The organism is Blastococcus sp. SYSU DS0669 (assembly GCF_054050895.1).
Map to the genome: position 1 here is coordinate 79,988 of NZ_JBJHAE010000012.1, position 25,491 is coordinate 105,478.

The following is a 25,491-nucleotide window of genomic DNA, read 5'->3' on the forward strand; positions in this document are numbered from 1 at the left end:
TCCTTCGTCAGGCGGTGGTGAAGACCAGCGCGATGTTGTGACCGCCGAAGCCGAACGAGTCGTTGACCGCCGCGTTCAGCTGGGCCTTGCGCGGCTCACGGCGCACGATGTCGAGGGCCTGGACGGCAGCGTCGTCGTCGGGGTCGTCGAGGTTCGCCGTCGCCGGGACCACCTGCTCGCGCAGCGCGAGGATGGTGAACACCGCCTCCAGCGCGCCGGCGGCGCCCAGCAGGTGACCGGTCTGGCTCTTGGTGGCGCTGACCAGCACGTGCTCGCCCAGCGACGAGTGGATGGCGGCGGCCTCCGCGGTGTCGCCGACCGGGGTGGAGGTCGCGTGGGCGTTGACGTGCCCGATGTCGGTGGGGGAGAGGCCGGCGTCGCGCAACGCGGCGGTGATCGCCCGGCCGGCGCCCTCGCCCTCGGGGTGGGGGGCGACGAGGTCGTAGCCGTCGGCGGTGGCGCCGGCGCCGGCGAGCCGGGCGTGCACCCGGGCGCCGCGGGCGGCGGCGGAGTCGGCCCGCTCCAGGACCAGCGCGGCCGCGCCCTCGCCGAGCACGAAGCCGTCGCGGCCCTTGTCGAACGGCCGGGAAGCGCGCTCGGGCTCGTCGTTGCGGGTGGACATGGCGCGCATCGCGGCGAACCCGGCCATGGGGAGCGGGTGGACGCAGGCCTCGGCGCCGCCGACGAGGACGATGTCCGCGCGGTCGAAGCGCAGCAGGTCCAGGCCCCAGCGGATGGCCTCCGCGCCGGAAGCGCAGGCGCTCACGGGGGCGTGCACCCCGCCCTTGGCGCCGATGGCCAGGCCGACGGCCGCCGCCGGGCCGTTGGGCATCAGCATCGGGATGGTGAAGGGCGAGACCCGCTTGGGTCCCTTCTGCTCGAGCACGTCGTCCTGCCCGAGCAGCGTCAGCGCGCCGCCGATGCCGGTGCCGAAGACCACGGCGATCCGCTCGGGGGCGACCCCCGAGTCCGCTGCGCCGGACTCCGCCCACGCCTGCTCGGCGGCGACGACCGCCACCTGCTGGCTCCGGTCCAGGCGGCGGGCGCGGACGCGGTCGATCTGCTCAGCGGGGTCGATCGCGAGGCGGGCGACCAGCTGGGCCGGGAACTCCTGCACCCACTCCTCGGTGATCCGGCTGACGCCCGAGCGGCCGGCGAGCAGGGCGTCCCAGGTGCCGGTCACGTCCCCGCCGAGGGGCGTGGTGGCCCCGAGGCCGGTGACGACGACGTCGGTGGTGGACGGGCTCATGGGATGTCTCCTCGTACGGGTGCTCGCGGCGAGGCCCCCTGCAGGGCCCCGCCGCGAGCGTGCGAGTGGTGGGGGCAGGGGGTCCTTCTACTGGTTGCTCTCGATGAAGCTGATGGCGTCGCCGACGGTCTTGATGTTGGCGAGCTGGTCGTCGGGGATGGCGACGCCGAACTTGTCCTCGACGGCGGTGGCGATCTCGACCATCGACAGGGAGTCGACGTCGAGGTCCTCGGTGAAGGACTTCTCCGGGGTGGCGTCGGCAGGGGTCACGCCGGCCACCTCCTCGAGGATCTCGGCGAGTCCGGCCTGGATCTCCTGGCTGCTTGCCAACGCGGGGTCCTCTCTCTCGGATGGGACGGCGACCCCGGGGCGGGGTGCCGTCGACGTCCGGGACGGGTGTCCCGGGGATCTGGGGGGAGCGGTGGGGCTCCCGGCCGCTGAGCTCACGGCAGGACGACGACCTGACCGGCGAAGGTCAGACCGGCTCCGTACCCCAGGAGCAGGGCCAGATCACCGCTCTTCGCCTCGCCGCTCTCCATGAGCGCCGCCAACGCCAGCGGCACGGAGGCCGACGAGGTGTTGCCCGAGCGCACGATGTCGCGGGCGATGACGGTCCGCTCGGGGAGCTTGAGCCGCTTGGCCATCAGCTCGATGATCCGCAGGTTGGCCTGGTGCGGCGCGAAGACGTCGATGTCCTCGGGCCCGACGCCGGCCCGGCGCATCGCCTCGACGAGGGTGTCGGTGAGCTTCGTCGTCGCCCAGCGGTAGACGGCCTGTCCGGCCATGCTCATGCCGGTCTCGTCCGGAGGGATGGCGATCGCCTCGTGCAGGTCGCCGTCACTGCCCCACACCGCCGGGCCGATGGCCGGCTCGTCCGACGCGGTGACCACCGCGGCGCCTGCGCCATCGGCGAAGATGACCGCCGTCGCCCGGTCCTCGAGGTTGGTGTAGTCGGTGAGCCGCTCCCCACCGATGACCAGGGCGTTGCGCGCGGTGCCGCTGCGGATGGCGTCGGCCGCGGCGCTGAGCGCGTAGCACCACCCGGCGCAGCCGGCGTTGACGTCGAAGGCACCCGGGCGGGGGACGCCCAGCTGGTGGGCGATCCGCGGCGCGAGGCCCGGGATGGCCTTGGGCGGGCTGGTGGTCGCGAGCAGCACCAGGTCGATGTCGCCGGCGTCGTACCCGCTGGCGGCCAGGGCCTTGCCGCCGGCCGCGACCGACATCTCCACCAGCGTCTCGTCGGGCTCGGCCCACCGGCGCTCCGCGATGCCGACCCGCGCCTGGATCCACTCGTCGTTGGTGTCCATGCGCTGGGCGAGGTCGTCGTTGGTCACCCGCCGCCGCGGGCGGTAGCTCCCGAACCCCACGATCCGGGCGCCCGCGGCGCCCTGGGACAGCTTCAGCCTGGTCACGTGGTCACCTCCGGGTAGAGCCGGGCGATCGGGTCGCCGGCGTCGACGAGATCCCCGTCGTGCACCAGCCACTCGGCGAGCACGCCGTCGTAGCCGGCGGAGACGTTGACCTCCTCCCGCCGGCCGCGGATGCAGCCGAGCGGGGTGCCCGCGGGGAGGTGGGTGCCCTCCGCGATCTCGGCGGGGCTCACGGTCCCGCGGGCCGGGGCGACGACCATGCGCCAGTCGGGCAGGTGCTCGGCCTCGGCCCGGCCGCGCTCGGCCGCGATCAGCTCCCGGGCGCGGTCGAGATCGGCCGGCGAGCTGACGGCGAGCACCTCGATGCCGGCGCCCTTCCACTCGCGCTTGGCCAGCCCGGCGAGGGCCCCGGCCGGCGGCAGCTCCAGGACGGCGGTGACGCCGAGGTCGCGCATCGTGGCCAGGCAGGAGTCGAAGCGCACCGGGCTGGTCACCTGGCTGACCAGGCGGGCCAGCACCCCGGCGCCGGAGTCGACGGCGGCGCCGTCGGCGTTGGAGAGCAGCAGCCGGCTCGGGTCGGCCGGGCGGAGGCCGCCGACCAGCCCTTCGAGCTCCTCGCGCGCCGGGGCCATGTAGGCGGTGTGGAAGGCGCCCGCCACCGGGAGGGGCATGATGCGCGCCTTGGCCGGCGGCTCCGCCTTCAGCGCGGCCAGCCCGTCGACGGGGCCGGCGGCGACGACCTGCCCGGCGCCGTTCATGTTGGCCGGGGTCAGACCGTGCCGCTCCAGGGCGGCCAGGACCTCGTCGGGGTCGCCGCCCAGGACGGCGGACATGCCGGTGGGCGTCTGCGCGCACGCCGCGGCCATGGCCCGGCCGCGGACGGCGGTCAGCGCGATCGCCGCCTCGACGCTCAGCACGCCGGCGAGCGCAGCGGCGGTGAGCTCCCCGACGCTGTGCCCGGCGATGACGACGTCGCGGCCGGTGTGCGGGGTGTGCGACACCGGGCCGGGCAGCCCGCCCAGCTCGCGGGCGACGAACAGGCTCATCGCGACGACGAGCGGCTGGGTGACCGCGGTGTCCTTGATCGCCTCGGCGTCCCCGGTCGTGCCGAGCGACAGCAGGTCGGCACCGGCGATGGCACCGGCCCAGCGGAAGAACGGTTCGGCGCCGGGGAGGTCGAGCCAGTCGGTCAGCATCCCGGGCTTCTGCGCACCCTGACCCGGGGCGAGGACGGCGAGCACCTCTCCACCGTGCCAGTGATCACCGCTTCCCCGCGCGGCGACGGGGGCAAAAGCCCACGGCCGTTCTTTGTGGGAACCCTCCAACACACGCGGCAATACGGCGGGTCGGAGGGCTCGCCTGTGGTGGGAACCGGACGTGCGGGCCCGGTGTCGCGCTCAGTGCCAGAGGGAGCGGTCGCGGTCCAGGGCGGCGAGCGCGAGGGCCACCTGGAGCGTCCAGCTGCCCCGCGGGTCGGTCGCGGAGAGCCCGGTCAGCTCGGCCGCGCGGCGCAGCCGGTACCGGACGGTGTTGGGGTGCACGAAGATCGCCCGCGCGCTCGCCTCCAGGTTGCCGCCGGTGCTCAGCACGGCCCGGACCGTCTCCAGCACCCCGCCACCCGCGGCGCGCAGCGGCGCGGCCACGTGGTCGTGCAGCGCCGTCCGGGCCAGCGGGTCGCCGGCGAGCGCGCGCTCGGCGAGCAGGGCGTCGGCCGCCACCGGGCGCGGCGCCTCCGGCCACGCGCCCGCGGCCCGGAGCCCGGCGAGCGCCGCCGCGGCGGAGACGGCGGCGCGCCCCAGGCCGTCCACGACCGGGCCGGTGACCACGGGCCCGTCGCCGCACTCGTCGGCGACCCGATCGGCCGCCGCGTCGAGGTCGCCGGTGCCGCCCAGGACGACCACCAGCTGGTCGGCGTGCACCCCGACCAGCACGTCGCAGTGCAGGCTGCGGGCGGCCCGGCGCACGGCCCCGTGCGGGTCCTCGCCTCCGGTGGGCGTCGCCCCGACCACGACGAGCGCCGGGGTGCCCGCGGCCCAGCCCAGCGCCGCGGCCCGCCCGGAGAGCTCCTCCGAACGCTCGCCCCGCACCAGCGCGTCGACGACGAGAGCCTCCAGCCGCGCGTCCCAGGCGCCCCGGCTCTCGGCGAAGCTCGCGTAGACGTGCGCGGTGGCGAACGCGACCTCGCGGCTGAACTGCAGCACGGCCAGCCGCAGGGTCTCCTCGTCCCCGGGCTCGGCGACGGAGGTGACGCGTTCCTCCATCACCTCCACGGTGACCTTGATCAGGTCGACCGTCTGCTTCAGGGCCACCGCCCGGACCAGCTCGCGGGGCGCGGCGCCGAACACCTCGCCGGTGAGCCGCGGCGGCCGGCCGGGGCTGCGGCACCACTCGACGAGGGAGGCGATCCCGGCCTGGGCCACGAGGGTGACCCACGAGCGCTGGTCGGCCGGCATGGCGCGGAACCAGGGCAGGTCCTCGTCCATCCGGGCGACGGCCTGCGTGGCCAACGACCCCGACGCCCGCTCCAGCCGCCGGAGCGTCGCGTCGCTCGGCGGGTGGTTGCTCACCCGGCTCACCGGGTCAGCGTGTCACGCCCGTCCGGATCGGGGAGAGTGAGGCCGTGGACGTTCCCCCGGTCGGTGCCCTCCGGGGCGGTGGGGACGGCGCGCCCGCCGGCCCGGACTCCCGCGTGGTGCTCGCCCCCGACGACGGCTCGCTGGGCCCGCTGCTGCGGATCGCCGACGACCGGCTGGGATCCGGGCAGGGCTACGGCCGGCACGAGCACCGCGCCGTCGACGTCGTCGCCGTCGTCCTGGCCGGGGCGCTGCACCACCGGTGGGGCGCCGGGGTCACCGTCACCGCCGGCGACGTCGCGGTGCTCCGCGCCGGTGACGGGCTGGCCCACGACGAGGTGGCCGGCGCGCAGGGGGCCCGGGTGCTGCAGTGCTACCTGCGCAGCGCCGCTCCCGCGGAGCCCGCCGCGCACGCGGTGCACCGGTCGGCCGCGGGCGCGGTCGACCTGGGCCGGCGCGACGCGCGGTTGTGGGTCGGGCACGCGGTGCCGGGGGAGGAGCTCGCGGTGCCGCCGGGGCTCGTGCTGGTCGCGGGTACCGAGGTGGCGCGCTGGGGCGACGGTCCGGTGCGGGTGGCCGAGCCCGCGGCGGTCGTCGTCTGGCAGGTCGACGCCGCCCGGCCGGCCTGGGCCGTGTGAGAGTGGGGGGCATGCCGAGTCCCTCCGACCTGCTCGCCGCGGCGTACTCCGACGCCGACCGCACGATCGAGCTGCGCCGGCAGCTGCACCGGCACCCGGAGATCGGGCTGCACCTGCCCCGGACGCAGGCGGCGGTCCTGGAGGCGTTCGCCGAGCTGCCGCTGGAGGTGACCACCGGCACCACGACCAGCTCGGTGGTCGGCGTGCTGCGCGGCGCCCGCCCGGGGCCGACCTTCCTGCTGCGCGGCGACATGGACGCCCTTCCGGTGCACGAGGACAGCGCCCTGTCGTTCGCGTCCGAGGTGCCCGGCGTCATGCACGCCTGCGGCCACGACACCCACGTCGCGATGCTGGTCGGCGCGGCGCGGGTGCTCTCGGCCCACCGGGAGGAGCTGGCCGGCCAGGTCGTCTTCATGGCGCAGCCCGGGGAGGAGGGGTTCCACGGCGCGCGCTACATGCTGGACGAGGGCCTGCTCGAGGTCGTCCCCGAGGCGCCGGTCAGCGGCGCGTTCGCGCTGCACGTCTCCTCGACCCTGCCCAGCGGGACGGTGAACCTCCGGCCCGGCCCGGTGATGGCGGCGGCCGACCAGTGGCGCATGACGCTCCGCGGGCGCGGCGGGCACGCCTCCGAGCCGCACGCGGCGGCCGACCCGATCCCCGTGGCGGCCGAGATCGTGCTGGCCCTGCAGTCGATGGTCACCCGTCGCGTCGACGTCTTCGACCCGGCGGTCGTGACCGTCGCCCACATCGAGGCGGGCTCCACGAACAACGTCATCCCCGACACCGCCTACCTGGAGGGGACGATCAGGACCCTCTCGGCCGAGCGGCGGGCCGACGTCGTCGCCTCGGTGCAGCGGATCGCCACCCACGTGGCCGCCGCGCACGAGCTCGAGCTGCACTGGGAGCACGCCGAGGGCTACCCGGTGACGATGAACGACCCGGGCATGGCCGCCCGCGTGCTGACGACGGCCGCCGAGCTGCTCGGCCGGGAGGCCGCGGTGCTGATGCCCGCCCCGCTGATGGGCGCCGAGGACTTCTCCTACGTGCTGCAGCGGGTGCCCGGCGTGATGGCGTGGCTCGGCGCCCGCCCGCACGGTGTGGACCCCGCCACGGCCCCGCCCAACCACTCCAACCTGGTCGTCTTCGACGAGGAGCCGCTGCCGGCCGGCGTCGCCCTCTACGCGCAGATGGCTTTCCAGGCCCTGTCCGGCTGAGGGGCCGCGCTCAGGCCGACGCGCGCCGGACCAGCGAGGTCGCGCACAGCCGGCTCTCCCCGGCGCCCTCGCCCGACTCGATCTGCCCCAGCAGCAGGTCGACCAGCGCCGCGGTCATCTCGTCCAGCGGCTGCGCGACGGTGGTCAGCGGCGGGTCGCAGGTCGCCGCCACCGCCGCGTCGTCGAAGCCGACCACGGCGACGTCCTCGGGCACCTTCCGGCCGGCTGCCCGCAGCGCCTGGAGCGCACCGCAGGCCATCGGGTCGGAGGCGACGAACACGGCATCCAGGTCGGGGGCGTCGGCCAGCAGCCGGGTCATGGCGCGCCGGCCGCCGGCCTCGGTGAAATCGCCCTCCGCGACGAGCTCCGGCGCCCCGGCGCGGCCGGCCTCGGCGAGCGCGGCCCGGTAGCCGGCGAGCCGGTCCAGCCCGGCGACCATGTCCATCGGCCCGGTGATCGTCGCGACGCGGCCGCGGCCCAGCCCGAGCAGGTGCCGGGTGGCGGCGGCGGCCCCACCGGCGTTGTCGGCGTCGACGTAGGCCATGGCGCGGCCGTCCAGCGGGCGCCCGGACAGCACCACCGGGACGTGGGCCGTGGCCAGGATGTCGGGCAGCGTGTCGTCGCGGTGCAGCGACATGAGGATCACGCCGTCGACGTGCCCCTGCCGCACGTACCGGCCGATCTTCGCCTGCTCCCGCTCCCCGCGGGCGGCCAGCAGCACGAGGTTCAGCTCGGTGTCGGCCAGCCGGCCGGAGAGCCCCCGGACGATGCTGGCGAAGAACGGGTCGGAGAACACCTGGGTGTCGGACTCCGACAGGACCAGGGCGATCGTGTCGGTGCGCCGGGTGACCAGGCTGCGGGCCGCCCGGTTCGGCACGTAGCGCAGCGTCTCGACGGCGGCCTCCACGGCCCGGCGGGCCTCCGGGCTGACGCGCGGGGAGTCGTTGATCACCCGCGAGACGGTCGCCCGGGAGACCCCCGCCAGCTCGGCGACCTCGTGCAGCGTGGGGCTCGCCGGCCGCGCATCGGTGGTCATGGCACCTCCTCGGCGGTTCCCGGTGGCGCCCGCGCCGGCCGCCGGGTGGTCACCGTAGTGCCGGATCGATCCCCGCACGAGGTCCGCGGCGTGGACCGCCCGTCCGGGCCGGGCGTGGGCGCGGCGGGTGTGAGAACGTTCTCACCGCATCGGGGTGCACGCCGCCGACCAGCGCCCCGGACCGACCGACCCGCCAAGGAGCAGCGCGCCCATGTCCTCGACCGACCTCCGACCGGAACTGGCCTCCGGGCTGGTCTTCCCGCCCGGGTTCTCCTTCGGCGCCGCCACGGCCGCCTACCAGATCGAGGGCGCGGTGCAGGCCGACGGCCGCGGCCTCTCCATCTGGGACACGTTCAGCCACACCCCCGGCCGCACCTTCCAGGGGCACACCGGCGACGTCGCCGCCGAGCACTACACCCGCTACCCCGAGGACGTCGCGCTGATGGTCGAGCTCGGGCTCTCGGCCTACCGGTTCTCGGTCGCGTGGTCGCGCGTGCTGCCCGAGGGCGCGGGTCGGATCGAGCAGCGGGGGCTGGACTTCTACCGCCGGCTGGTCGACGAGCTGCTCGAGAACGGCGTGGACCCCTGGCTGACGCTCTACCACTGGGACCTCCCGCAGGCGCTGCAGGACCAGGGCGGCTGGGCGGCGCGCGACACCGCCGCCCGCTTCGCCGACTACGCGGGGATCGTGCACGACGCGCTGGGCGACCGGGTGCGGCACTGGTCCACGCTCAACGAGCCGATGTGCAGCGCGCTGCTGGGCCACATGTCCGGCCAGCACGCGCCGGGGCAGCGCGACCCGGTGGCCGCCGCGCGGGCCACCCACCACCTGCTGCTCGGGCACGGCCTGGCCAGCCGCGTGCTGCGCGACCAGGGCGCCGAGAGCCTGGGGATCACGCTGAACTTCACGCCGATGACGCCGGCGAGCGACCGGCCCGAGGACGTCGACGCCGCGCGGAGGCTGGACGGGCAGCAGAACCGGATGTTCCTCCTGCCGGTGGTCACCGGCGCGTACCCCGAGGACGTCGTCGCCGACCTCGCCGGGGCCGGCGCGCCGCTCCCGGTGGAGGACGGCGACCTGGAGACCATCGCCGCGCCGCTGGACTGGCTCGGCGTGAACTACTACTTCGAGTCCACGGTCGAGGTCGGCGTCCGGGACCCGGAGGATCCGACGTCCTTCATCGGCGGCGAGGGCGTCGTCGAGCTCGACCCCGAGGGGCCGACGACGTCCATGGGCTGGGGCGTGAGCCCCGAGGCGTTCACCCGGCTGCTGCGGTGGATCGGGGAGCGGGCGCCCGGCCTGCCGCTGGTCATCACCGAGAACGGCTCGGCGTGGGCGGACGAGGTGGCCGAGGACGGCGGGGTGCACGACCCCGAGCGCATCGACTACCTGGTCCGCCACCTCGCCGCGGTGCGGGCGGCCGTGGACGACGGCGTCGACGTCCGCGGCTACTTCGCCTGGTCGCTGCTGGACAACTACGAGTGGGCCCGGGGCTACGCCCAGCGGTTCGGGCTCGTCCACGTCGACTACGAGACCCAGCGGCGCACCGTGAAGGACAGCGGCCGCGTCTACGCCGACGTCATCCGACGCCACCGCGAGCAGGGCTGAGACGGGGAGCGGGGCCCGCGACGGGCCCCGCTCCCCGGCCACTTCCTCAGGTCGCCGGGCTGGGGTCCGACCGCTCGTCGGCCGGGGCGGCCTGCACGTCCCGGATCCGGTACTTCTCCACGGCCTCGCGCACCTTCGCCCGGTCGACCTGCCCCTCGTCGGCCAGCGAGGCGAGCGTGCGCACCACGATCGACTCGGCGTCGACGTGGAAGTGCCGCCGCAGCGCCGGGCGGGTGTCGGAGAGCCCGAACCCGTCGGTGCCGAGCGTCGCCATGCCCCCGGGCACGTACGGCGCGATGAGGTCGGGTACCGCCCGCATCCAGTCCGACACCGCCACGACCGGACCCACGGTCTCCTGCAGCCGCTGGGTGACGTAGGGCGTCCGCGGCTCCTCCTCCGGGTGCAGGAGGTTGTGCTCCTCGCACTCGTCGGCCTGGCGGCGCAGCTCGTTCCACGAGGTCACCGACCAGACGTCGGCGCTCACCCCCCAGTCCTGCGCGAGGAGCTCCTGGGCCCGCAGCGCCCACGGCACGGCGACGCCGGAGGCGAGCAGCTGCGCCTTGACCTCGCCGGCCGCGCCGTCCTCGGCCCGCGGGCCCTCGGCGTAGCGGTACATGCCCGCCAGCAGGCCCTGCACGTCGAGCTCCTCGGGCTCGGCCGGCTGGTTGAACGGCTCGTTGTAGACCGTCAGGTAGTACATGACGTCGGGGGAGCGGGAGCCGCCCAGCGGCGCGCCCGGGTCCTCGCCGTACATGCGGGCCAGCGCGTCCCGGGTGATGTGCGCGACCTCGTAGGAGAACGCGGGGTCGTAGCTCACCACCGCGGGGTTGGTCTGCGCCATCAGCAGCGAGTGGCCGTCCTCGTGCTGGAGGCCCTCGCCGTTGAGCGTCGTCCGCCCGGCCGTGGCGCCCAGGAGGAAGCCGCGGGTCATCTGGTCGGCGGCGGCCCAGATCGAGTCGGCGGTCCGCTGGAACCCGAACATCGAGTAGAAGATGTAGATCGGGATCATCGGCTCGCCGTGCGTGGCGTACGAGGTGCCCACGGCCGTGAACGACGCCGTCGAGCCGGCCTCGTTGATGCCCTCGTGCAGGATCTGCCCCTGCTCGGACTCCTTGTAGGTGAGCATCAGCTCCCGGTCCACCGAGGTGTAGCGCTGGCCGGCCGGGTTGTAGATCTTCTGCGTCGGGAAGAGGGAGTCCATCCCGAAGGTGCGGGCCTCGTCCGGGATGATCGGCACGAACCGCGGGCCGAGCTCGGAGTCCTTGAGCAGCTCCTTGAGCAGGCGGACGAACGCCATCGTCGTCGCCACCTCCTGCTTGCCCGAGCCGCGGCGCAGGACGTCGAGGGCCTTGTCCTCGGGCGCCTTGAGCGTCTTGAACTCCGAGCGGCGGCGCGGCACGGCCCCGCCCAGGGCCCGGCGCCGCTCGAGCATGTACTGCATCTCGTCGGAGTCCGGGTCGGGCTTGTAGTAGGGCGGCAGGGTCTTGTCCAGCGCCGAGTCGGGGATGTCCAGGTAGAGCCGGTCGCGGAAGGCGGCGAGGTCCTCGGCCGTCAGCTTCTTCATCTGGTGGGTGGAGTTGCGGCCCTCGAAGTGGCTGCCCAGGGTCCAGCCCTTGATGGTCTTGGCCAGGATGACCGTCGGCTGGCCCTTGTGCTCCACCGCCGCCTTGAACGCCGCGTACACCTTGCGGTAGTCGTGCCCCCCGCGCGAGAGGCCCCAGATCTCCTTGTCGCTCATGCTCTCCACGAGCTTGCGGGTGCGGGCGTCCCGGCCGAAGAAGTGCTCGCGGACGAAGGCGCCGTCCTCGGCCTTGTAGGTCTGGTAGTCGCCGTCGGGCGTGGAGTTCATGAGGTTGACCAGCGCGCCGTCCCGGTCGGCGGCCAGCAGCGGGTCCCACTCCCGGCCCCAGATCACCTTGACCACGTTCCAGCCGGCGCCGCGGAAGAACGACTCCAGCTCCTGGATCACCTTGCCGTTGCCGCGCACCGGCCCGTCGAGGCGCTGCAGGTTGCAGTTGACGACGAAGGTGAGGTTGTCCAGCTCCTCGCGGGCGGCCAGGCCGATGACGCCGAGCGACTCCGGCTCGTCCATCTCGCCGTCGCCGAGGAAGGCCCAGACGTGCTGGTCGGAGGTGTCCTTGATGCCGCGCGCGTGCAGGTACCGGTTGAACCGGGCCTGGTAGATCGCGTTCAGCGGGCCGAGTCCCATGGAGACGGTGGGGAACTCCCAGAACTCCGGCATCAGCCGCGGGTGCGGGTAGGACGACAGCCCGCCGCCGGGGTGGCTGACCTCCTGGCGGAAGCCGTCGAGCTGGTCCTCGGTCAGCCGGCCCTCGAGGAAAGCGCGGGCGTAGATGCCGGGGGAGGCGTGCCCCTGGAACCAGATCTGGTCACCGCCGCCGGGGTGGTCCTTGCCGCGGAAGAAGTGGTTGAACCCCACCTCGTAGAGGGAGGCGGAGCTGGCGTAGGAGGAGATGTGCCCGCCGACGCCGATCCCCGGGCGCTGCGCGCGGTGGACCATGATCGCGGCGTTCCACCGGATGTAGGCGCGGATGCGCCGCTCGGCGTCCTCGTCGCCGGGGAACCACGGCTCCTGCTCCGGCGGGATCGTGTTGATGTAGTCGGTGCTGCGCAGGGCCGGCACGCCCACCTGCTGCTCGCGGCTGCGCTGCAGCATGCGGAGCATCAGGTACCTCGCCCGGTTGCGGCCGGCGTGGTCGACGACGGCGTCGAGGGACTCCAGCCACTCCTGCGTCTCGTCGGGGTCGGTGTCGACCAGCTGGCTGGGGAGCCCGTCGGTGATGACCGCGCGGGTCTGTCCTGCGCGGGCGGGGTCGCCGTCCGGCTGCTGCGGTGCGCTCATGGACACATCGTCTCCCGACGACGTCGCCCTCGTCACGTCGCGGCGCGATGTACCGGTGAAGTCGTGTCGGACGGACACGCCCCGGCAACGCCCCGGTGCGCCCGGTGCGCCCGGTGCACGCAGGCTTGCGCCCCGCCCGCTATGCCCTACGCTTCCGCCTGCGGTGCCTCGACGAGACGGCACCGTCCGGACACCCGCCCACGAGGGCCGGGTGGCGGGCGCATCGACGACAGCGAGAGGGGTGACATGACCGGGGTGCGGGTGGTTCTCCCGCTGGTCGTGTCGATCTCCGCCGCGTGTCCGTCCGTCGCCCGCCCGGTCCGCCCGTGACGCGCTCCCGCGCGGTCACCGGCCCGGCCGGGCACCGTCCACCCCACACCAGGCCAGCAGCAGGCCGACCCATGGAGGAGCAGCAGGGATGAGCGTCGACAGCACCGGCATGGCGGCCCGGTTGGGCATCAAGCCGGGCATGGTCGTGCAGGAGCTCGGCTGGAGCGAGGACGCCGACGAGGACCTGCGCGACTCGATCGTCGAGGCTTCCGGCAGCGAGATGGTGGACGAGGACACCGACGAGGTCGCCGACGTCGTCGTGCTCTGGTGGCGCGAGGACGACGGCGACCTGTTCGACGCCCTCACCGACGCGCTGACCTCCCTGGCCGACGAGGGCGTCGTCTGGCTGCTGGTCCCGAAGTCGGGCCGGCCCGGGCACGTCGAGCCGGGCGACGTCACCGAGGTCGCGCCCACGGCGGGCCTCTCGCAGACCACCAGCATCTCCGCGGCGAAGGACTGGTCGGGGATCCGGCTGGTCACCCCGAAGGCAGCCCGCAGCCGCCGCTGAGGCACGATCACCGGCATGAGCCTCTCCGTCGGCGATCGCGCCCCCGAGTTCAGCCTGCCCGACCAGGACAAGCAGGTCGTGTCCCTCGCGGAACTGCGGGGCACCCCCGTGCTGCTGGTCTTCTACCCGTTCGCCTTCTCCGGCATCTGCACCGGCGAGCTCTGCCAGCTGCGTGACGAGCTGACGAACTACACCGACGCGGGCGTGACGGTGCTGGCCATCAGCACCGACCCGGTCTTCAGCCTCAAGGCGTTCAAGGCGCAGGAGAACCTCGAGTTCACGCTGCTCTCGGACTTCTGGCCCCACGGCGAGGTCGCGAAGGCCTACGGCGTCTTCAACGAGAAGGCGGGCATGGCCGTGCGCGGCACCTTCCTGGTGGACGCCGAGGGTGCGATCGCGTTCGCCGAGGTGAACGGCCCCGGCGACGCGCGCGAGCAGTCCGGCTGGAAGGACGCCGTCGCCGCGCTCGCGGCCTGAAGCCGGGCGCCCGGGTGGCCCCGCTGCAGGAACCCGCCGCGAGCGTGCGAGTGGTGGGGGGCAGCGGGGTCCTTAAGCTTGGCGCGCGGGGCGTGTAGCTCAGCGGTAGAGCTCTCGGCTTACAACCGAGCGGTCGCAGGTTCGAACCCTGTCGCGCCCACCCGTGCCGTCGCCCGGTCAGGCGGCGGCGACGTCGACCGGGCCGGGCGCCGCGGGCTCGGCGGGCTTCGGGAAGGCCGGCCGCAGGAACGCCGGTGCCTTGAACGGGGCCCACTCGCCCTCGCGCTGCGCCAGCCGGTCGGCGATCGCCCAGAGCGCCGCCGGGTGGTGGCCGATGCCGAGGTGGCTGGCCATGACGGCGATGTTCTCGCAGCGCTCGCCCGGCGTGTTCAGGCAGGTCTGCCAGTGCACGATGCCGTCGAAGTGCGAGTAGATCGACGTCGCCGGCACGGGCAATGGGCACCCCTCGGTCTCCAGCGGGAACTGCCGCTGCTCCACGTGCAGGTGCGCGTAGCGGTCGAAGGCCTTCGAGGCGCGGGTCTGGGTGTGCCGCTCGATGCGGAACGGGCTGCCCAGCGTGATCACCTGGCGCACCGCGTCGGGGCACTGGCGGGCGAGGTCGCGGGCGAAGATGCCGCCCAGGCTCCAGCCGATGAGCGTCACCTCGCGGCGGTAGCGGTTGTGCAGGTAGTCGAGCCGGTCGCGCAGGCCGTTCACGCAGATCGCGGTCGGGCCGATGTTGCGGCCCAGGCCCCAGCCGTGCACCCGGTAGTCCAGCCGCCGGAGCGTCGCCCGCAGCACACGCGTCGAGGTGTCGTCGGCGAGCAGGCCCGGCAGGACCAGCACCGGGTGGCCGTCGCCCTTGGGCAGCCGCTGGGTCAGCGGACGGGCCGCCAGGTAGAGGCCGTAGTCCGCGAAGGCCCTGGTGGGCTCGCTCAGGTACAGCGGGAGTGCCGGACCGTCACCCTGCAGTCGTGCCACGTCGTTCCTCCTGGTGCCGTCCGTTCGTGGATGGGCCGTACCAAGATGCGGCCTGGCTCACACCTGTCGGCCGGATACGCGCGGGCACATGTTGCCGAACTGTGTCCTGCGCCATAGCGCACGTTCGCGTTCCGTCCACGGCGGCGACGGGGCGGTGCTGCGCCCGCTGGCACCTCGTGCCACCGTACGGACGACGAGAGGGAGGCAGGATGGCCGAGGACGCGATGCCCGGGCAGAGCCGCACGGTGGACCTCGGAGGTCCGGTGCACTACCTGGACTTCGGTGGTCCGGACGACGGGCCGCCGGTCGTGCTGGTGCACGGGCTGGGCGGCTCGCACCTGAACTGGGACCTCGTCGCGCCGGCGCTGCGGGAGCACGGTCGCGTGCTCGCGCTGGACCTGCCCGGGTTCGGGCGCAGCGAGCCGGGCGGGCGGAAGACCAGCGTGCCGGCCAACGTCGCCGTCCTGCACCGGTTCCTCACCGAGGTGGTGGGCGAGCCGGCGGTGCTGGTGGGCAACTCGATGGGCGGCATGATCTCGATCCTCGCGACGGGGGAGCAGCCGGAAGCGGTGCGCGGGCTGGTGCTGCTCGACCCCGCCCTCCCGGGGTCGCGGCGGGCGCTCGATCCCCGGGTGGCCGTCATGTTCGCGCTGTACGCGGTCCCCTTCGTCGGGGAGCGCTTCCTGTGGTGGCGGCGGCAGCGGACCTCGGCGCTGGCCCGCGTGCACGAGATGCTGGAGCTCGTCGGCGTCGACCCGCGCCGCATGCCGTCGGACGTCATCGACCGGTCGGTGACCCTGCTGGAGGAGCGGCGCGACGTCCAGGGCATGGACCGCGCGTTCCTCGCCGCGGCCCGCTCACTGCTGCGCGTGCTCGCCGATCCGCGTCGCTACCGGGCCGCGATGGCCTCGATCGACGTCCCCGTGCTGCTGGTCCACGGCGACCGCGACCGGCTGGTCCCCGTGGAGGCCGCGCGCGACCTCGCCCGCCGGCACCCCGCGTGGCGCTACGCCGAGTGGACCGGCGTGGGCCACGTCCCGCAGCTGCAGGAGCCCGAGCGGCTGGTCGCCGAGCTGCGCGCCTGGATGCGGGACGCCCAGCTCACCGGCTCCCGGGCCTGAGCGTGTCGCGCAGCGCCTCCAGCCCGGTGTAGCGCGGTCGCCACCCGAGCTCCTCGCGGGCCCGGGTGGTGTCCATGATCGCCGGCCGGCTGGCCGCCTCGATCCACTCCGCCACCGGCGGCAGGAACGGCAGCCGGGACATCGCCCGGGCGGCGGCCTGCGCCGGCGCGGCGGGCAGCGGGATGGCGAGCGCGCCGAACTCCCGGGCGACGTCGGCCGCGGTGACCACGCCTTCGCCGGCGATGTTGTAGGCACCGGGCGGGCCGGCGCCGAGCACGCACAGCAGCAGCGCCTGCCCGACGTCGTCCTGGTGCACGAACTGCAGCGGGTGCTGCGGCACGAGCAGCGGCACGGGCACTGGCAGCCGCCGCGGCCGGCCGAAGAGCCGGCGCCCGACGAGGGCGAACGGGCCGGGCAGCACGTCCTTGGCGCCGACCGCCTGCGGGCCGAGCACGACGGGTGGGCGGAGCAGGTACAGGCCCAGGTCGGGCGCGACCGCGGACTCCTCCTCGAGCAGGCGCTCGAGCTCCGCCTTCTCCTGCGCGTAGAACAGCCGGGCCGCCGGGCGCACCGGCCACTCCTCGGAGATCAGCTCCGGGTTGTCCCGGTGGAACCCGTACGCGGCCACCGAGGAGGCGTAGACGAACCGCCGCGCGCCGACCGCTGCCGCCGCGCGGAACACGTTGAGCGTGCCGTCGACGTTGATGGACCGGGTCGTCTCGCGGGAGGCGTTGCCGGTGATGAGGAAGGCCAGGTGGACGACGACGTCGGCCCCGGCGAAGGCCTGGCGCAGCGCCTCGGGGTCACGCACGTCGCCCTGCCGGTACCGCATCTTCGTCCAGCCGCGCTCCGCCGGGTCGAACGGCCGGCGGGCGATCCCGATGACCGAGTCGACGCGGTCGTCGTCCTGGAGCAGCGGGACCAGCCCGGCGCCGAAGGTGCCCGTCGGGCCGGTGACGGCGACGGTCAGCCCGCTCTCGCGGGCGCGCTTCCTGCCAGGGCTCACCGCGCGGCTGCCGAGGTCGTGGCCTTCCCGCCGGTGGGCTGGTCCACCGGGGGAGTCGCCGCCGCGGCGCGGGCGAGCTCGAGCAGCTCCTCGATGCCCCGGCGGATCCCGCCGGAGAGGACGTCGACGTCGGGGAAGGCGTCGAAGTCGGCGTTGAGGCCGAAGGTCATCGTGTCCAGGTAGCTGAAGATCCCGATGGAGCAGCGGATGCCACCGGCGATCGGCACGTAGGCGTGCGCCGAGCACATGCGCTTGCCCAGCACGTACAGCGGAACCCGCGGGCCCGGCACGTTCGTGGTCACGGCCTGGCACCACATCTGGCCGGCCTGCATGCCAGCCCGCACGCCGAGGGAGAGCAGGCTGGGAGCCACGTAGTCGCCCATCGCGATGATCGACGGCACGTCCACGGCCTGCATCGCCCGCTTGTACTCGTCCATCTGGCCACGGATGCTCCGCAGCCGGGACGCGGGGTCGGGGTCGCCGACGGGCAGGTCGACGAAGACGCACGAGACCTGGTTGTCCAGCGAGCCGCGCCGGCTCGCCGAGCGGACCGACACCGGGACCATCGTGCGCACCACGAGGTTCTCGGAGGACAGCTCACCGCGGCCCTGGAGGAGGTCGCGGAACCCCTTGGTGATCGCGGTGAGGATGACGTCGTTCACCGTGCCGCCCAGCGCCGTGCGCACCTCCTTGAACTCCGCGAGGCTGCCCTGCGTCCACGCCCAGCGCCGGTGCGGGCCGATGGGCCCGTTCAGCGACCGGGCGGTGGGGGTGATCGCCTGCTTGGCCAGCGAGGGCACCGTGCGGGCCAGCGTGCGGCCGGTCTGGGTGAGGCCGCGCGCGTTGCGGACGGCGGTGGCGACGCTCGGCAGGCCGGTGAGGGTGCGCAGCGGGGCGGTCGCCGCCTCCGTGACCGCCCCCGCCACCAGCGCGGCCGACGACGGGTCCCGCCGCGGCGTCCAGTCGCGCGGCTCGGCGTGGGTGGCGTCGGGGTCGAGGTCGAACATCAGCTGCATCAGGTCGGTGCCGGCGATGCCGTCGACCATGCAGTGGTGCACCTTGGAGATCAGCGCCCACCGCCCGTCGGCCAGCCCCTCCACGAGCCACAGCTCCCAGAGCGGCTTGGCCATGTCCAGGCGCTGGCCGAGGACCCGGCCGGCGAGGTTGCGCAGCTGCTCGTCCCCGCCGGGGGAGGGCACCGCGGTGTGCCGGACGTGGTACAGGATCTGGAAGTGCGGGTCGTCGACCCACATCGGGCGGCCGAGCTGCAGTGGCACCTGGCGCACGCGCTGCCGGTAGCGCGGGACCAGCGGGAGCTTGCTCAGCAGCAGTCGGACGACGTCTCCGTAGGTGGGGGCCGGGCCTTCGAACACCGCCACCGACCCCACGTGCATCGGGGTGTTCTCGCTCTCGGCGAAGTAGAACCCGCTGTCGAGGGCACTCATGCGGTCCACGTCTTCACTCCTCGCCGCCCCGGTCGCTCTGCTCGGACCAGGGCCTCGCACGTCCAGGTCGGTGGCCGCCGAAACTAGGTGTGCCTCTCCGTGCACGCAAATCCGCGGTGTGGCGGCGACCACATCCTGCGATGCCCGGATTCGAGCGGGTCAACCGGCCTTGCGCCCCTCGACGTCCACCCGGTCGAGCAGGTCGGTGAAGGCGCGGTCGACCACGGCCGTGCGGGTCAGGTTGACGCTGTGCCCGGCCCCGGGGACCACGACGAGCTCGGCGCCCGGCCCGACGGCCTCGGCGATCCGCCGGCCGTGCGCCGCCGGGGTCAGCCGGTCGTGGGTCGCCGCGACCACGGTGACGGGGATGCGGCGCAGCACCTCCAGCGCCGCGCTCTCGTCGTGGTCGAGGAAGGTCGCGTAGAAGGCCATCGTCACCGGGAGCGGCGTCTCCTCGAGCAGCTGCTGCACCATCCGGACCGAGTGGCGGTCGGCGTCGTCCCGCCCGAACAGCAGCCGCCGGATGGCCCGCCGGCCCAGGAAGGTGCCCCGCCGTCGCCGCTTCTCCAGCGACGGGGCGATCAGCCGAAGCAGCCAGAGGTAGAGGGTCAGCAGCCGGAGCCGGCGCAGCACCCTCAGCAGGAACCCGGTCAGCCCGGTGTCGGCCAGCCCGCCGGCGGAGGTGGCGAGCAGGAACGCGCCGACCACCCGGGTGCCGAACAGCTCCGGCCGCTGCCGGGCCAGTGCCAGGATGCTCATCCCGCCCATCGAGTGCCCGGCGAGCACCACCGGCCCGGTCGGGACGACGGCGTCCAGCACCTGGCCGAGGTCCCGGCCGGTGCGGTCGATGGTGGCGCGGCTGAGCGGCGTCCAGCCGGAGCGGCCGTGGCCGCGCTGGTCCCAGAGGACCAGCCGCGCCCGGTCCCGCAGCGCCGCGCGCTGCAGCTCCCACTCGGCCAGCCGCGCCGTGAACCCGTGGCAGAGGACGACGGTGAGCGGGGCGTCCTCCCTCCCGTCGAACTCGACGTGCAGGTCCACGCCGTCGTCGGTGGTCACCGTCCGCGAGCCCGGTGGGGGCGGCCCGTCGAGCGAGGGCAGGGTCAGGAGCGGGGGGTCGACGGGCACGGCGCCATCCCAGGCGCCCGGGGCCGGGGGCGCAAACCGGAGCGGTCAGTGCCCGCTGCCGCGCCGCCCGGGAGCGGCCTCCCGCACCAGGCGGCGGGCGGCGTCGACCTCCCGGGCGACCGGGCCCAGCACGCCCTCGGCGTGCAGCTCGGCGTCGTCGTCGGGCGCGGACCGGGCCCGGACGTCGTCCTCCAGCCCGCGGATGGCCCGGCGGAGCGCGGCCACCTGCGCCAGGTCGGGGGCGGGCTCACCGCCGCGGCCGGCGATGACCGCCTCGGTGACCGCGTCGGAGGTGCGCTCCAGCTGGACGATCACCGGCCACCAGGCGGCTGCCCGCGTGCTGATCGGCGGCGGCTCGGCCAGCCGCCGCTGCAGCTGGGTCTGCAGCTCCGTGAGCGCCCGGTAGCTGCGCCGGCGGGCGCGGCGGCGCTCGGTCGGGCTGCCGGTGAAGGCGGCCGCGACGAAGGCGTCCAGGGCGCGAGCGGCCTCGCGCAGCGCCTCGTCGAGCGGGGCGCGCCAGGTCTGCGGCCACAGCAGGTAGCCGAAGACCAGCACGATCGCGCAGCCGATCAGGGTGTCGAGCAGGCGGGCGCCCACGAGTCCCGGGTCGCTGGGCAGCGCGAGGTCCAGCAGCAGGATGATCAGCGGCGTCTGGAAGACCGAGAACAGGCCGAAGTTGGCGTTGCGCGCCCACGGCAGCACCGCGGCCGAGCAGGCCAGCGCGACGAGCACCCAGCCGTTGCGCGGGAGGGCCGCCAGCAGCGCGGACCCGATCAGGACGCCGAGGAGCGTCCCGGCGCCCCGCTGCACGGCCCGGGTGAACACCGAGCCGAAGTCGGGCTTCAGGACGATCGCGACGGTGAGCAGCACCCAGTAGGGGCGCTCGATCGGCAGGTACTGGCGGGCGATCTCGGCGATCGTCATGCACAGCGAGAGGCGGACGGCGAAGGCCCGGGCGTCGGCGCTGGCCAGCGTGCGGTCGCCGAGGTCGTGCAGGCGGGTGCGCAGGTCCGGCCGCGGGGCCGGCGCGGCGGCACCGGCGCGCTCCTCGGGGTCGCCGACGACGTTCCACACCAGCCGCAGCCCGTGCCGGACCGCCCGAACCGCGGGGTGCCCCTGCGCCAGCGGCGCCGGCCGCTGGTCGGTGAGCTGCCCGCTGCCGGAGACCGCCGCCGCGAGGGAGTGCGCGGCGACGACGTCCTGCGGATCGGCGGGGACCCCCGCCGAGGCCGTGGCGACCGCGCCCTCCACCAGGGGGGCCGCGGCGTTGAGGACGCCGGCCAGCTCGGAGAGCTCGCGGCTGCGGCCGGCGGACCGGCTGCGGCTGCGGATGACCCGGTCGTACGCCTCGTTGAGCGCGCCCGTCAGCGCCCGCCGGGCCTCGGGCGCCGCATCGCTGCCCACCGCCGCGAGCAGCTCGCCGATGCGGGTGAACACCGCCGCGACGGCGGACCGGTCGGGGTCCAGCGGCTCGGTGCGCGCCTGGACGAGGGTGATCACCACGGCCCACGCCGCGCCGCAGAGGAAGGAGCCGACCTCGGCCGCGGCCGGCAGCGGCGTCACGAGCCCCGACGCGAGGGCGGTGTAGATGAGCAGCTGGAGCGCGCCCAGGGAGAGGGTCGCGCTGACCGCGCTGACGAGGGCCGCGACGGCCGACAGCACCGCGATGACGACGACCGGTGTCCAGCCGCCGCCGGTGGCGTGCTGACCGGCGAGCAGGCCGAGCATCCCGAAGAGCGTGGCCGCGCCGCTGCGGCGCAGCCGCTCGCGCAGGGGGCCGGGCTGGGGCGCCAGGGTCGCCGCGAGCGCGCCCATCGTGCCGAAGACGCCGGCGCCCAGCGCGCCGCCGGCCTCCAGCCCGCCGCCCACCACGACGGCGAGGACCAGGGGCGCCGGGATGGAGACGGCGAACCGGGCGACGTCGCGCCACGGGACCGGCGGGGGAGTGGTGCGCACCAGCTCCTCGAGCCAGGCCGGGGCGCGCAGCGACCGCTCCCGACCCCGCCGCTCTCGCACGGCGGAAGCTTGGCATTCCGCCGGCCCGGTCCTGCGCACCCCCGCCTACGCTGACCAGCCGTGACCGTGCAGCTCGGGAAGGTCCTCGCCGCCCTCGACGCCCGCTACGACCCCGCCCTCGCCGAGAGCTGGGACGCGGTCGGCCTGGTCTGCGGCGATCCGGCGGAGCAGGTGGGCTCGGTGCTGTTCGCGGTCGACCCGACGGCGGCGGTCGTCGACGAGGTGGTGCGGACCGGCGCGCAGCTGCTGGTGACCCACCACCCGCTGTTCCTCACCCCCGTGCACGGCGTGCCCGCCGACGACCCTCGGGGCCGGCTGGTGCACCGGCTGGTCCGGGCCGGCGCCGCGCTCTTCGTCGCGCACACCAACGCCGACCGGGCCCCGCGCCACGGGGTCAACGACGCGCTGGCGGCGGCGCTCGGGCTGGAGGACGCCGTCCCCCTGGAGCCCTCCGCCGCGGACCCGCGCGCGGGCCTGGGCCGGGTCGGCCGGCTGCCCGAGCCGATGACGCTGCGCCGGTTCGCCGAGCACGCGGCGGCGGCGCTGCCCGCCACGGCCGGTGGTGTGCGGGCGGCCGGCAACCCCGACCGCCGGATCGCCACCGTCGCGGTATGCGGGGGTAGCGGGGGTTCGCTGCTGGGCGCGGCCGCGGCGGCCGGGGCCGACGTGCTGCTCACCAGCGACCTGAAGCACCACCCGGTGTCCGACGCGCTGGAGGTGCCCGGGCCCGCGCTCTGCGACGTGGCGCACTACGCCTCGGAGTGGCCCTGGCTGCCGGTCGCCGCCGACGTGCTGCGCCGGGACCTCGACGGCGCGGTGGAGGTCGCCGTCGCGGCGCCGCGCACCGACCCCTGGGCCTACCGGGCCGGCTGACCGGCGGGGTCCGGCTCAGGCGTGACCGGCGGCGCGCAGTGCCTGGATGCAGGTCCGCTCGAGGGAACGCTGCCGGCGGATCCGGGCGAGCAGGCCGGGGACCGGTTCCAACTGCCGGGTCGCGGCCGGGCGCACCTCGGTGATCCGGCCGTCGGCGAAGCGCCCGGAGGTGGTGTGCACCGTCCAGCGCTCGACGTCGGGCACCGAGAGCTCCTGACCGACCAGCACCGCGGGGCCGTTCACGCCCGCGGGAGCGCCGCGGAGCTCCAGCGGATCGGCGTCCCAGTCGTCGACCCGGACGGTGCGCACGTGGAGCCCCCCGTCGTCCACGGCGAGGACGGCGTCGGCGGGACCCTCCCGCCGGTCGACCGGGACGACGTCCGCCGCGTCGAGGAGCAGCACCAGGCGGGGGAGGTACCACCAGTGCTCGCGGCGGAGCATGTGCGAGTCGGCGAGGGCCCGCGAGGGCGGGTGCTTGCGCAGCTCCTGGTCGAGGAGGTCCTCGGTGAAGAGGTCGCCGGTCCCGTCCTCGACCAGCGTGAAGCGGCCGGTCAGCGCCAGCGGTGACCACCGGGACCCGGTGAGGCGCGGGTCGGAGAGGACCAGCGCCGCCGAGCCGGCCGCCGCGACCGCGCGAGCGGTGGCCACGTGCGCCCAGGGCAGGGCGACCGCCGGCCGCCCGCCGAGCACGAGGGGGACGACGCCGGTGGCCCCGGGTGGCGCGCCGGGCACGGCCCACAACAGTTCGGCCACGCCTGCGGCGTGCAGCGCTCCCACACTTGTGGTGTCCATCGCCTGGATGTCTACTCCCTCCGACGGCGGCGACGAGGCCGCCCGTGGACCTGGGGGTTCGCCGTGCCCGCGTTCGTCGTGGCCGCCGTGGTCGGGGTGCTGTTCTTCCTCGGCTACCGGTACTACTCCAGCTACCTGGCCCGGAAGGTGTACGCCCTCGACCCGGCGTTCGTCACCCCGGCGCACGAGTTCAACGACGGCAACGACTTCGTGCCGACGAACAAGCACGTCCTCTTCGGCCACCACTTCACCTCGGTCGCCGGTGCCGCGCCGATCGTCGGCCCGGCGATCGCGGTGTTCTGGGGCTGGGGCCCGGCGTTGACGTGGATCGTGCTCGGGACGATCTTCGCCGCCGGTGTGCACGACTTCGGCTCGCTGGCGGTGTCGGTGCGGCACAAGGCCAAGAGCATCGGCACCCTGGCCGGCGAGGTCATCAACGGCCGCGCCCGGCGGCTGTTCCTGGTGATCATCTTCTTCCTGCTCACCCTGGTGAACGCGGTCTTCGCCGTCGTCATCGGCAACCTGTTCGTCGCCAACCCGGGCGCGGTCATCCCGATCGTGCTGGAGATCCCGCTGGCCATCGCCATCGGCGTGTACATCTACCGGACCCGCTCCTCGGCGCTGCTGCCGTCGATCGTGGGCGTGATCGTGCTGTACGCGCTGATCCTCGTCGGCAACGCCTACCCGATCTCGCTGGACGGCCTCGCCGAGGCGCTCGGGGTGGAGCAGACCCGCAACGTCTGGGTGGTGCTGCTGTTCATCTACACCTGGATCGCCTCCCGCATCCCCGTCTGGGTGCTGCTGCAGCCGCGCGACTACATCAACAGCCACCAGCTGTTCATCGCCCTCGGCGTCATCGGCCTCGGCCTGATCGTCGGCATGAACACCATCCAGGCGCCGGTCGTCAACGACGTCCCCGAGGGCTCGCCGAGCTTCTTCCCGTTCCTCTTCATCACCATCGCCTGCGGAGCCATCTCCGGGTTCCACTCGCTCGTCTCCTCCGGGACGACCTCCAAGCAGCTGGACAAGGAGACCGACGCCCGGTACGTCGGCTACATGGGCGCCGTCGGCGAGGGCTCGCTCGCCACCGGCGCCGTGCTGGCCGCCACCGCCGGGGTCGCCGCCTCGCAGGCGGACTGGGAGGCGCTCTACCCCGACTTCGCCACGGCCTCGGGCGGCGCCGTCGGCAACTTCGTCAACGGTGTCGCCACCTTCGCCAACAACCTGGCGATCCCGCTCGACATCGCGACGATCTTCGCGGCCGTCGTCGTGATCAGCTTCGCGGCGACGACGATGGACACCGGCGTCCGGCTGCAGCGCTACGTCGTCCAGGAGATCGGTGAGCTGATCGGGGCGCGGGTGCTGTCGCGGAACCTGACGGTGGCGACGACCATCGCCGTGGTCATCCCGCTGGCCATGGCGCTGCTGCCCGGTGGCGGGGAGGCCGGGTACACCTTCGGCGTCCTGTGGCAGTTGTTCGGCACGACCAACCAGCTCACTGCCGGGCTCGCGCTCTCGGTCATCGCGGTCTGGATCACCCGGCGCGGGCGCAACCCGATCGCGGCGTTGATCCCGCTGGTGTTCCTGCTGGTCATGACCACCTGGGCGCTGCTGGTCAACCTGCGCAACTTCGTGCGGGACGACCAGTGGGTGCTCGCGCCGCTGGACGCGCTGATCTTCGTGCTGGCGGTCTGGCTGATCGTCGAGGCGGTCATCGCGCTCCTCGCGGCGCGGCGGGAGCGCCCGGCGGTCGTGGACGCCGACGGGACCGGCGGCGGGCGGGAGTCCGTCGTCGCCCGCGCCAACCCCGACGAGGCGGTGTCGGACCGTCCGCTCGGCGGTCCCGACCGGGACGACCGGCGGTGACCCCGCGGGTCGTCCTCGTCCGGGGCTCCCGCGCGGCGGCCGCGTCCGGCGGCTGCTGCAGCGGGGACGTCCGGCCCTTCGACGAGGGTGGCTCGCACTGCCACGTCCCGCCGGCGGACGACGCGGTCGGTGCGGTGTACCGGGCGCTGCGCGCGCGGCTCCCGGACGACGTCGCGATCGAGGTGGTGTCGCCGTCGAACTGGCTGTGGCTGCTGCCGGAGCTGGTCGGCGCCGGGCGCCGACGCGGCCTGCGCGGCGCCGCGCTGCGCCGGTCGGTGCGGGCTGGCATGGCGGTCGAGTCCCTCGTCGTCGACGGCGTGGTCCTGGCCTCGGGGGGCCTGCCGTCGCCCGACGCCGCGGTCGCGGCGGTGGAGGCCGAGCTCGCGCTGCGGTGAGCAG

The 25,491-nt window shown here is 74.8% G+C and carries 22 protein-coding genes and 1 tRNA gene; 10 read left to right on the top strand and 13 right to left on the bottom strand.

Translation table 11 applies throughout. From position 1 onward, the window contains the following. Nucleotides 1–7: 7 nt before the first annotated feature. From ACI792_RS13480 to ACI792_RS13500, 5 genes are all read right to left on the bottom strand, one after another. Nucleotides 8–1,249: a beta-ketoacyl-[acyl-carrier-protein] synthase family protein gene (locus ACI792_RS13480; RefSeq protein WP_456603036.1), complete on the bottom strand. Its 1,242-nt coding sequence runs from the start codon at nucleotides 1,247–1,249 to the stop codon at nucleotides 8–10. An 87-nt stretch (nucleotides 1,250–1,336) separates the two neighbouring features. Next, nucleotides 1,337–1,579, bottom strand: coding sequence for an acyl carrier protein (locus tag ACI792_RS13485; protein WP_456603037.1), 243 nt, complete (start codon nucleotides 1,577–1,579; stop codon nucleotides 1,337–1,339). Nucleotides 1,580–1,692: 113 nt separating this feature from the next. Beyond that, nucleotides 1,693–2,661, bottom strand: a complete 969-nt coding sequence (locus ACI792_RS13490; RefSeq protein ID WP_456603038.1) for a beta-ketoacyl-ACP synthase III — start codon at nucleotides 2,659–2,661, stop codon at nucleotides 1,693–1,695. After that, nucleotides 2,658–3,860, bottom strand: coding sequence for an acyltransferase domain-containing protein (locus ACI792_RS13495; protein ID WP_456603039.1), 1,203 nt, complete (start codon nucleotides 3,858–3,860; stop codon nucleotides 2,658–2,660). Before ACI792_RS13495 ends, ACI792_RS13490 begins: the two co-directional genes overlap by 4 nt. Nucleotides 3,861–4,016: 156 nt before the next feature. Then, nucleotides 4,017–5,195, bottom strand: a complete 1,179-nt coding sequence (locus ACI792_RS13500; RefSeq protein WP_456581915.1) for a PucR family transcriptional regulator — start codon at nucleotides 5,193–5,195, stop codon at nucleotides 4,017–4,019. A gap of 44 nt (nucleotides 5,196–5,239) precedes the next feature. Between ACI792_RS13500 and ACI792_RS13505 the strand changes: the two genes are divergently transcribed. Together ACI792_RS13505 and ACI792_RS13510 are read left to right on the top strand one after the other, a co-directional pair. Then, the gene (locus ACI792_RS13505; protein WP_456603040.1) at nucleotides 5,240–5,830 is read left to right on the top strand and encodes a pirin family protein; all 591 of its coding nucleotides are present in this window, start codon (nucleotides 5,240–5,242) and stop codon (nucleotides 5,828–5,830) included. An 11-nt stretch (nucleotides 5,831–5,841) separates the two neighbouring features. Further along, the gene (locus ACI792_RS13510; RefSeq protein ID WP_456603041.1) at nucleotides 5,842–7,044 is read left to right on the top strand and encodes a M20 metallopeptidase family protein; all 1,203 of its coding nucleotides are present in this window, start codon (nucleotides 5,842–5,844) and stop codon (nucleotides 7,042–7,044) included. 10 nt (nucleotides 7,045–7,054) lie between these two features. On the opposite strand, the gene ACI792_RS13515 is transcribed toward ACI792_RS13510, so the two are convergent. Further along, a complete protein-coding gene (locus ACI792_RS13515) occupies nucleotides 7,055–8,080 on the bottom strand; it encodes a LacI family DNA-binding transcriptional regulator (RefSeq protein ID WP_456603042.1) in 1,026 nt (341 codons plus the stop codon). Nucleotides 8,081–8,291: 211 nt separating this feature from the next. Between ACI792_RS13515 and ACI792_RS13520 the strand changes: the two genes are divergently transcribed. Then, the gene (locus ACI792_RS13520; protein WP_456603043.1) at nucleotides 8,292–9,689 is read left to right on the top strand and encodes a GH1 family beta-glucosidase; all 1,398 of its coding nucleotides are present in this window, start codon (nucleotides 8,292–8,294) and stop codon (nucleotides 9,687–9,689) included. A gap of 46 nt (nucleotides 9,690–9,735) precedes the next feature. Here the strand turns inward: ACI792_RS13520 and aceE are convergent, their stop codons facing one another. Then, nucleotides 9,736–12,552, bottom strand: coding sequence for a pyruvate dehydrogenase (acetyl-transferring), homodimeric type (gene aceE / locus ACI792_RS13525; protein ID WP_456603044.1), 2,817 nt, complete (start codon nucleotides 12,550–12,552; stop codon nucleotides 9,736–9,738). A 418-nt stretch (nucleotides 12,553–12,970) separates the two neighbouring features. Between aceE and ACI792_RS13530 the strand changes: the two genes are divergently transcribed. The 3 genes from ACI792_RS13530 to ACI792_RS13540 all read left to right on the top strand — a co-directional run bounded on the left by ACI792_RS13530 (nucleotide 12,971) and on the right by ACI792_RS13540 (nucleotide 14,027). Next, entirely contained in the window at nucleotides 12,971–13,390 is a 420-nt protein-coding gene (locus ACI792_RS13530; protein WP_456581909.1) for a DUF3052 domain-containing protein, read from the top strand. A gap of 15 nt (nucleotides 13,391–13,405) precedes the next feature. Beyond that, complete coding sequence (locus tag ACI792_RS13535; RefSeq protein WP_456603045.1) at nucleotides 13,406–13,867, top strand: peroxiredoxin; 462 nt, start codon at nucleotides 13,406–13,408, stop codon at nucleotides 13,865–13,867. A gap of 88 nt (nucleotides 13,868–13,955) precedes the next feature. Then, nucleotides 13,956–14,027: transfer RNA gene (locus ACI792_RS13540), tRNA-Val, on the top strand. A 17-nt stretch (nucleotides 14,028–14,044) separates the two neighbouring features. Here the strand turns inward: ACI792_RS13540 and ACI792_RS13545 are convergent. Further along, nucleotides 14,045–14,848, bottom strand: coding sequence for an esterase/lipase family protein (locus ACI792_RS13545; protein WP_456581907.1), 804 nt, complete (start codon nucleotides 14,846–14,848; stop codon nucleotides 14,045–14,047). A 209-nt stretch (nucleotides 14,849–15,057) separates the two neighbouring features. Between ACI792_RS13545 and ACI792_RS13550 the strand changes: the two genes are divergently transcribed. Continuing rightward, nucleotides 15,058–15,969, top strand: a complete 912-nt coding sequence (locus ACI792_RS13550) for an alpha/beta fold hydrolase (protein WP_456603046.1) — start codon at nucleotides 15,058–15,060, stop codon at nucleotides 15,967–15,969. On the opposite strand, the gene ACI792_RS13555 is transcribed toward ACI792_RS13550, so the two are convergent. From ACI792_RS13555 to ACI792_RS13570, 4 genes are all read right to left on the bottom strand, one after another. Further along, complete coding sequence (locus tag ACI792_RS13555) at nucleotides 15,950–16,975, bottom strand: NAD-dependent epimerase/dehydratase family protein (RefSeq protein WP_456603047.1); 1,026 nt, start codon at nucleotides 16,973–16,975, stop codon at nucleotides 15,950–15,952. The genes ACI792_RS13550 and ACI792_RS13555 overlap by 20 nt on opposite strands. Further along, nucleotides 16,972–18,420, bottom strand: coding sequence for a WS/DGAT/MGAT family O-acyltransferase (locus ACI792_RS13560; RefSeq protein WP_456603070.1), 1,449 nt, complete (start codon nucleotides 18,418–18,420; stop codon nucleotides 16,972–16,974). The genes ACI792_RS13555 and ACI792_RS13560 overlap by 4 nt, the downstream gene beginning before the upstream one ends. Before the next feature lie 159 nt (nucleotides 18,421–18,579). After that, on the bottom strand, nucleotides 18,580–19,545 hold the full coding sequence (locus ACI792_RS13565; RefSeq protein WP_456603048.1) for an alpha/beta fold hydrolase: 966 nt from the start codon (nucleotides 19,543–19,545) through the stop codon (nucleotides 18,580–18,582). A gap of 45 nt (nucleotides 19,546–19,590) precedes the next feature. Then, a complete protein-coding gene (locus ACI792_RS13570) occupies nucleotides 19,591–21,561 on the bottom strand; it encodes an FUSC family protein (RefSeq protein ID WP_456603049.1) in 1,971 nt (656 codons plus the stop codon). 60 nt (nucleotides 21,562–21,621) lie between these two features. Here ACI792_RS13570 and ACI792_RS13575 point away from each other — a divergent pair, with 60 nt between their 5' ends. Beyond that, nucleotides 21,622–22,434 carry a Nif3-like dinuclear metal center hexameric protein gene (locus tag ACI792_RS13575; protein ID WP_456603050.1) on the top strand — a complete coding sequence of 271 codons (813 nt, stop codon included), beginning with the start codon at nucleotides 21,622–21,624 and terminating at the stop codon, nucleotides 22,432–22,434. A 15-nt stretch (nucleotides 22,435–22,449) separates the two neighbouring features. Here ACI792_RS13575 and ACI792_RS13580 read toward each other — a convergent pair whose 3' ends face one another. Beyond that, the gene (locus tag ACI792_RS13580; RefSeq protein WP_456603051.1) at nucleotides 22,450–23,226 is read right to left on the bottom strand and encodes a hypothetical protein; all 777 of its coding nucleotides are present in this window, start codon (nucleotides 23,224–23,226) and stop codon (nucleotides 22,450–22,452) included. A 63-nt stretch (nucleotides 23,227–23,289) separates the two neighbouring features. Between ACI792_RS13580 and ACI792_RS13585 the strand changes: the two genes are divergently transcribed. Both ACI792_RS13585 and ACI792_RS13590 read left to right on the top strand, forming a co-directional pair. Next, the gene (locus ACI792_RS13585) at nucleotides 23,290–25,092 is read left to right on the top strand and encodes a carbon starvation CstA family protein (protein ID WP_456603052.1); all 1,803 of its coding nucleotides are present in this window, start codon (nucleotides 23,290–23,292) and stop codon (nucleotides 25,090–25,092) included. Continuing rightward, nucleotides 25,089–25,487, top strand: coding sequence for a hypothetical protein (locus ACI792_RS13590; RefSeq protein WP_456603053.1), 399 nt, complete (start codon nucleotides 25,089–25,091; stop codon nucleotides 25,485–25,487). The genes ACI792_RS13585 and ACI792_RS13590 overlap by 4 nt, the downstream gene beginning before the upstream one ends. The last annotated feature ends 4 nt before the right edge of the window (nucleotides 25,488–25,491 follow it).

What these genes read in the sequence shown, in the direction of transcription:
- ACI792_RS13480 (WP_456603036.1), bottom strand. Translation starts at nt 1,249, where the DNA reads ATGAGCCCGTCCACCACCGACGTCGTCGTCACCGGCCTCGGGGCCACC.
- ACI792_RS13510 (WP_456603041.1), top strand. Translation starts at nt 5,842, where the DNA reads ATGCCGAGTCCCTCCGACCTGCTCGCCGCGGCGTACTCCGACGCCGAC.
- ACI792_RS13515 (WP_456603042.1), bottom strand. Translation starts at nt 8,080, where the DNA reads ATGACCACCGATGCGCGGCCGGCGAGCCCCACGCTGCACGAGGTCGCC.
- ACI792_RS13520 (WP_456603043.1), top strand. Translation starts at nt 8,292, where the DNA reads ATGTCCTCGACCGACCTCCGACCGGAACTGGCCTCCGGGCTGGTCTTC.
- aceE (WP_456603044.1), bottom strand. Translation starts at nt 12,552, where the DNA reads ATGAGCGCACCGCAGCAGCCGGACGGCGACCCCGCCCGCGCAGGACAG.
- ACI792_RS13530 (WP_456581909.1), top strand. Translation starts at nt 12,971, where the DNA reads ATGAGCGTCGACAGCACCGGCATGGCGGCCCGGTTGGGCATCAAGCCG.
- ACI792_RS13535 (WP_456603045.1), top strand. Translation starts at nt 13,406, where the DNA reads ATGAGCCTCTCCGTCGGCGATCGCGCCCCCGAGTTCAGCCTGCCCGAC.
- ACI792_RS13550 (WP_456603046.1), top strand. Translation starts at nt 15,058, where the DNA reads ATGGCCGAGGACGCGATGCCCGGGCAGAGCCGCACGGTGGACCTCGGA.
- ACI792_RS13560 (WP_456603070.1), bottom strand. Translation starts at nt 18,420, where the DNA reads ATGAGTGCCCTCGACAGCGGGTTCTACTTCGCCGAGAGCGAGAACACC.
- ACI792_RS13580 (WP_456603051.1), bottom strand. Translation starts at nt 23,226, where the DNA reads ATGGACACCACAAGTGTGGGAGCGCTGCACGCCGCAGGCGTGGCCGAA.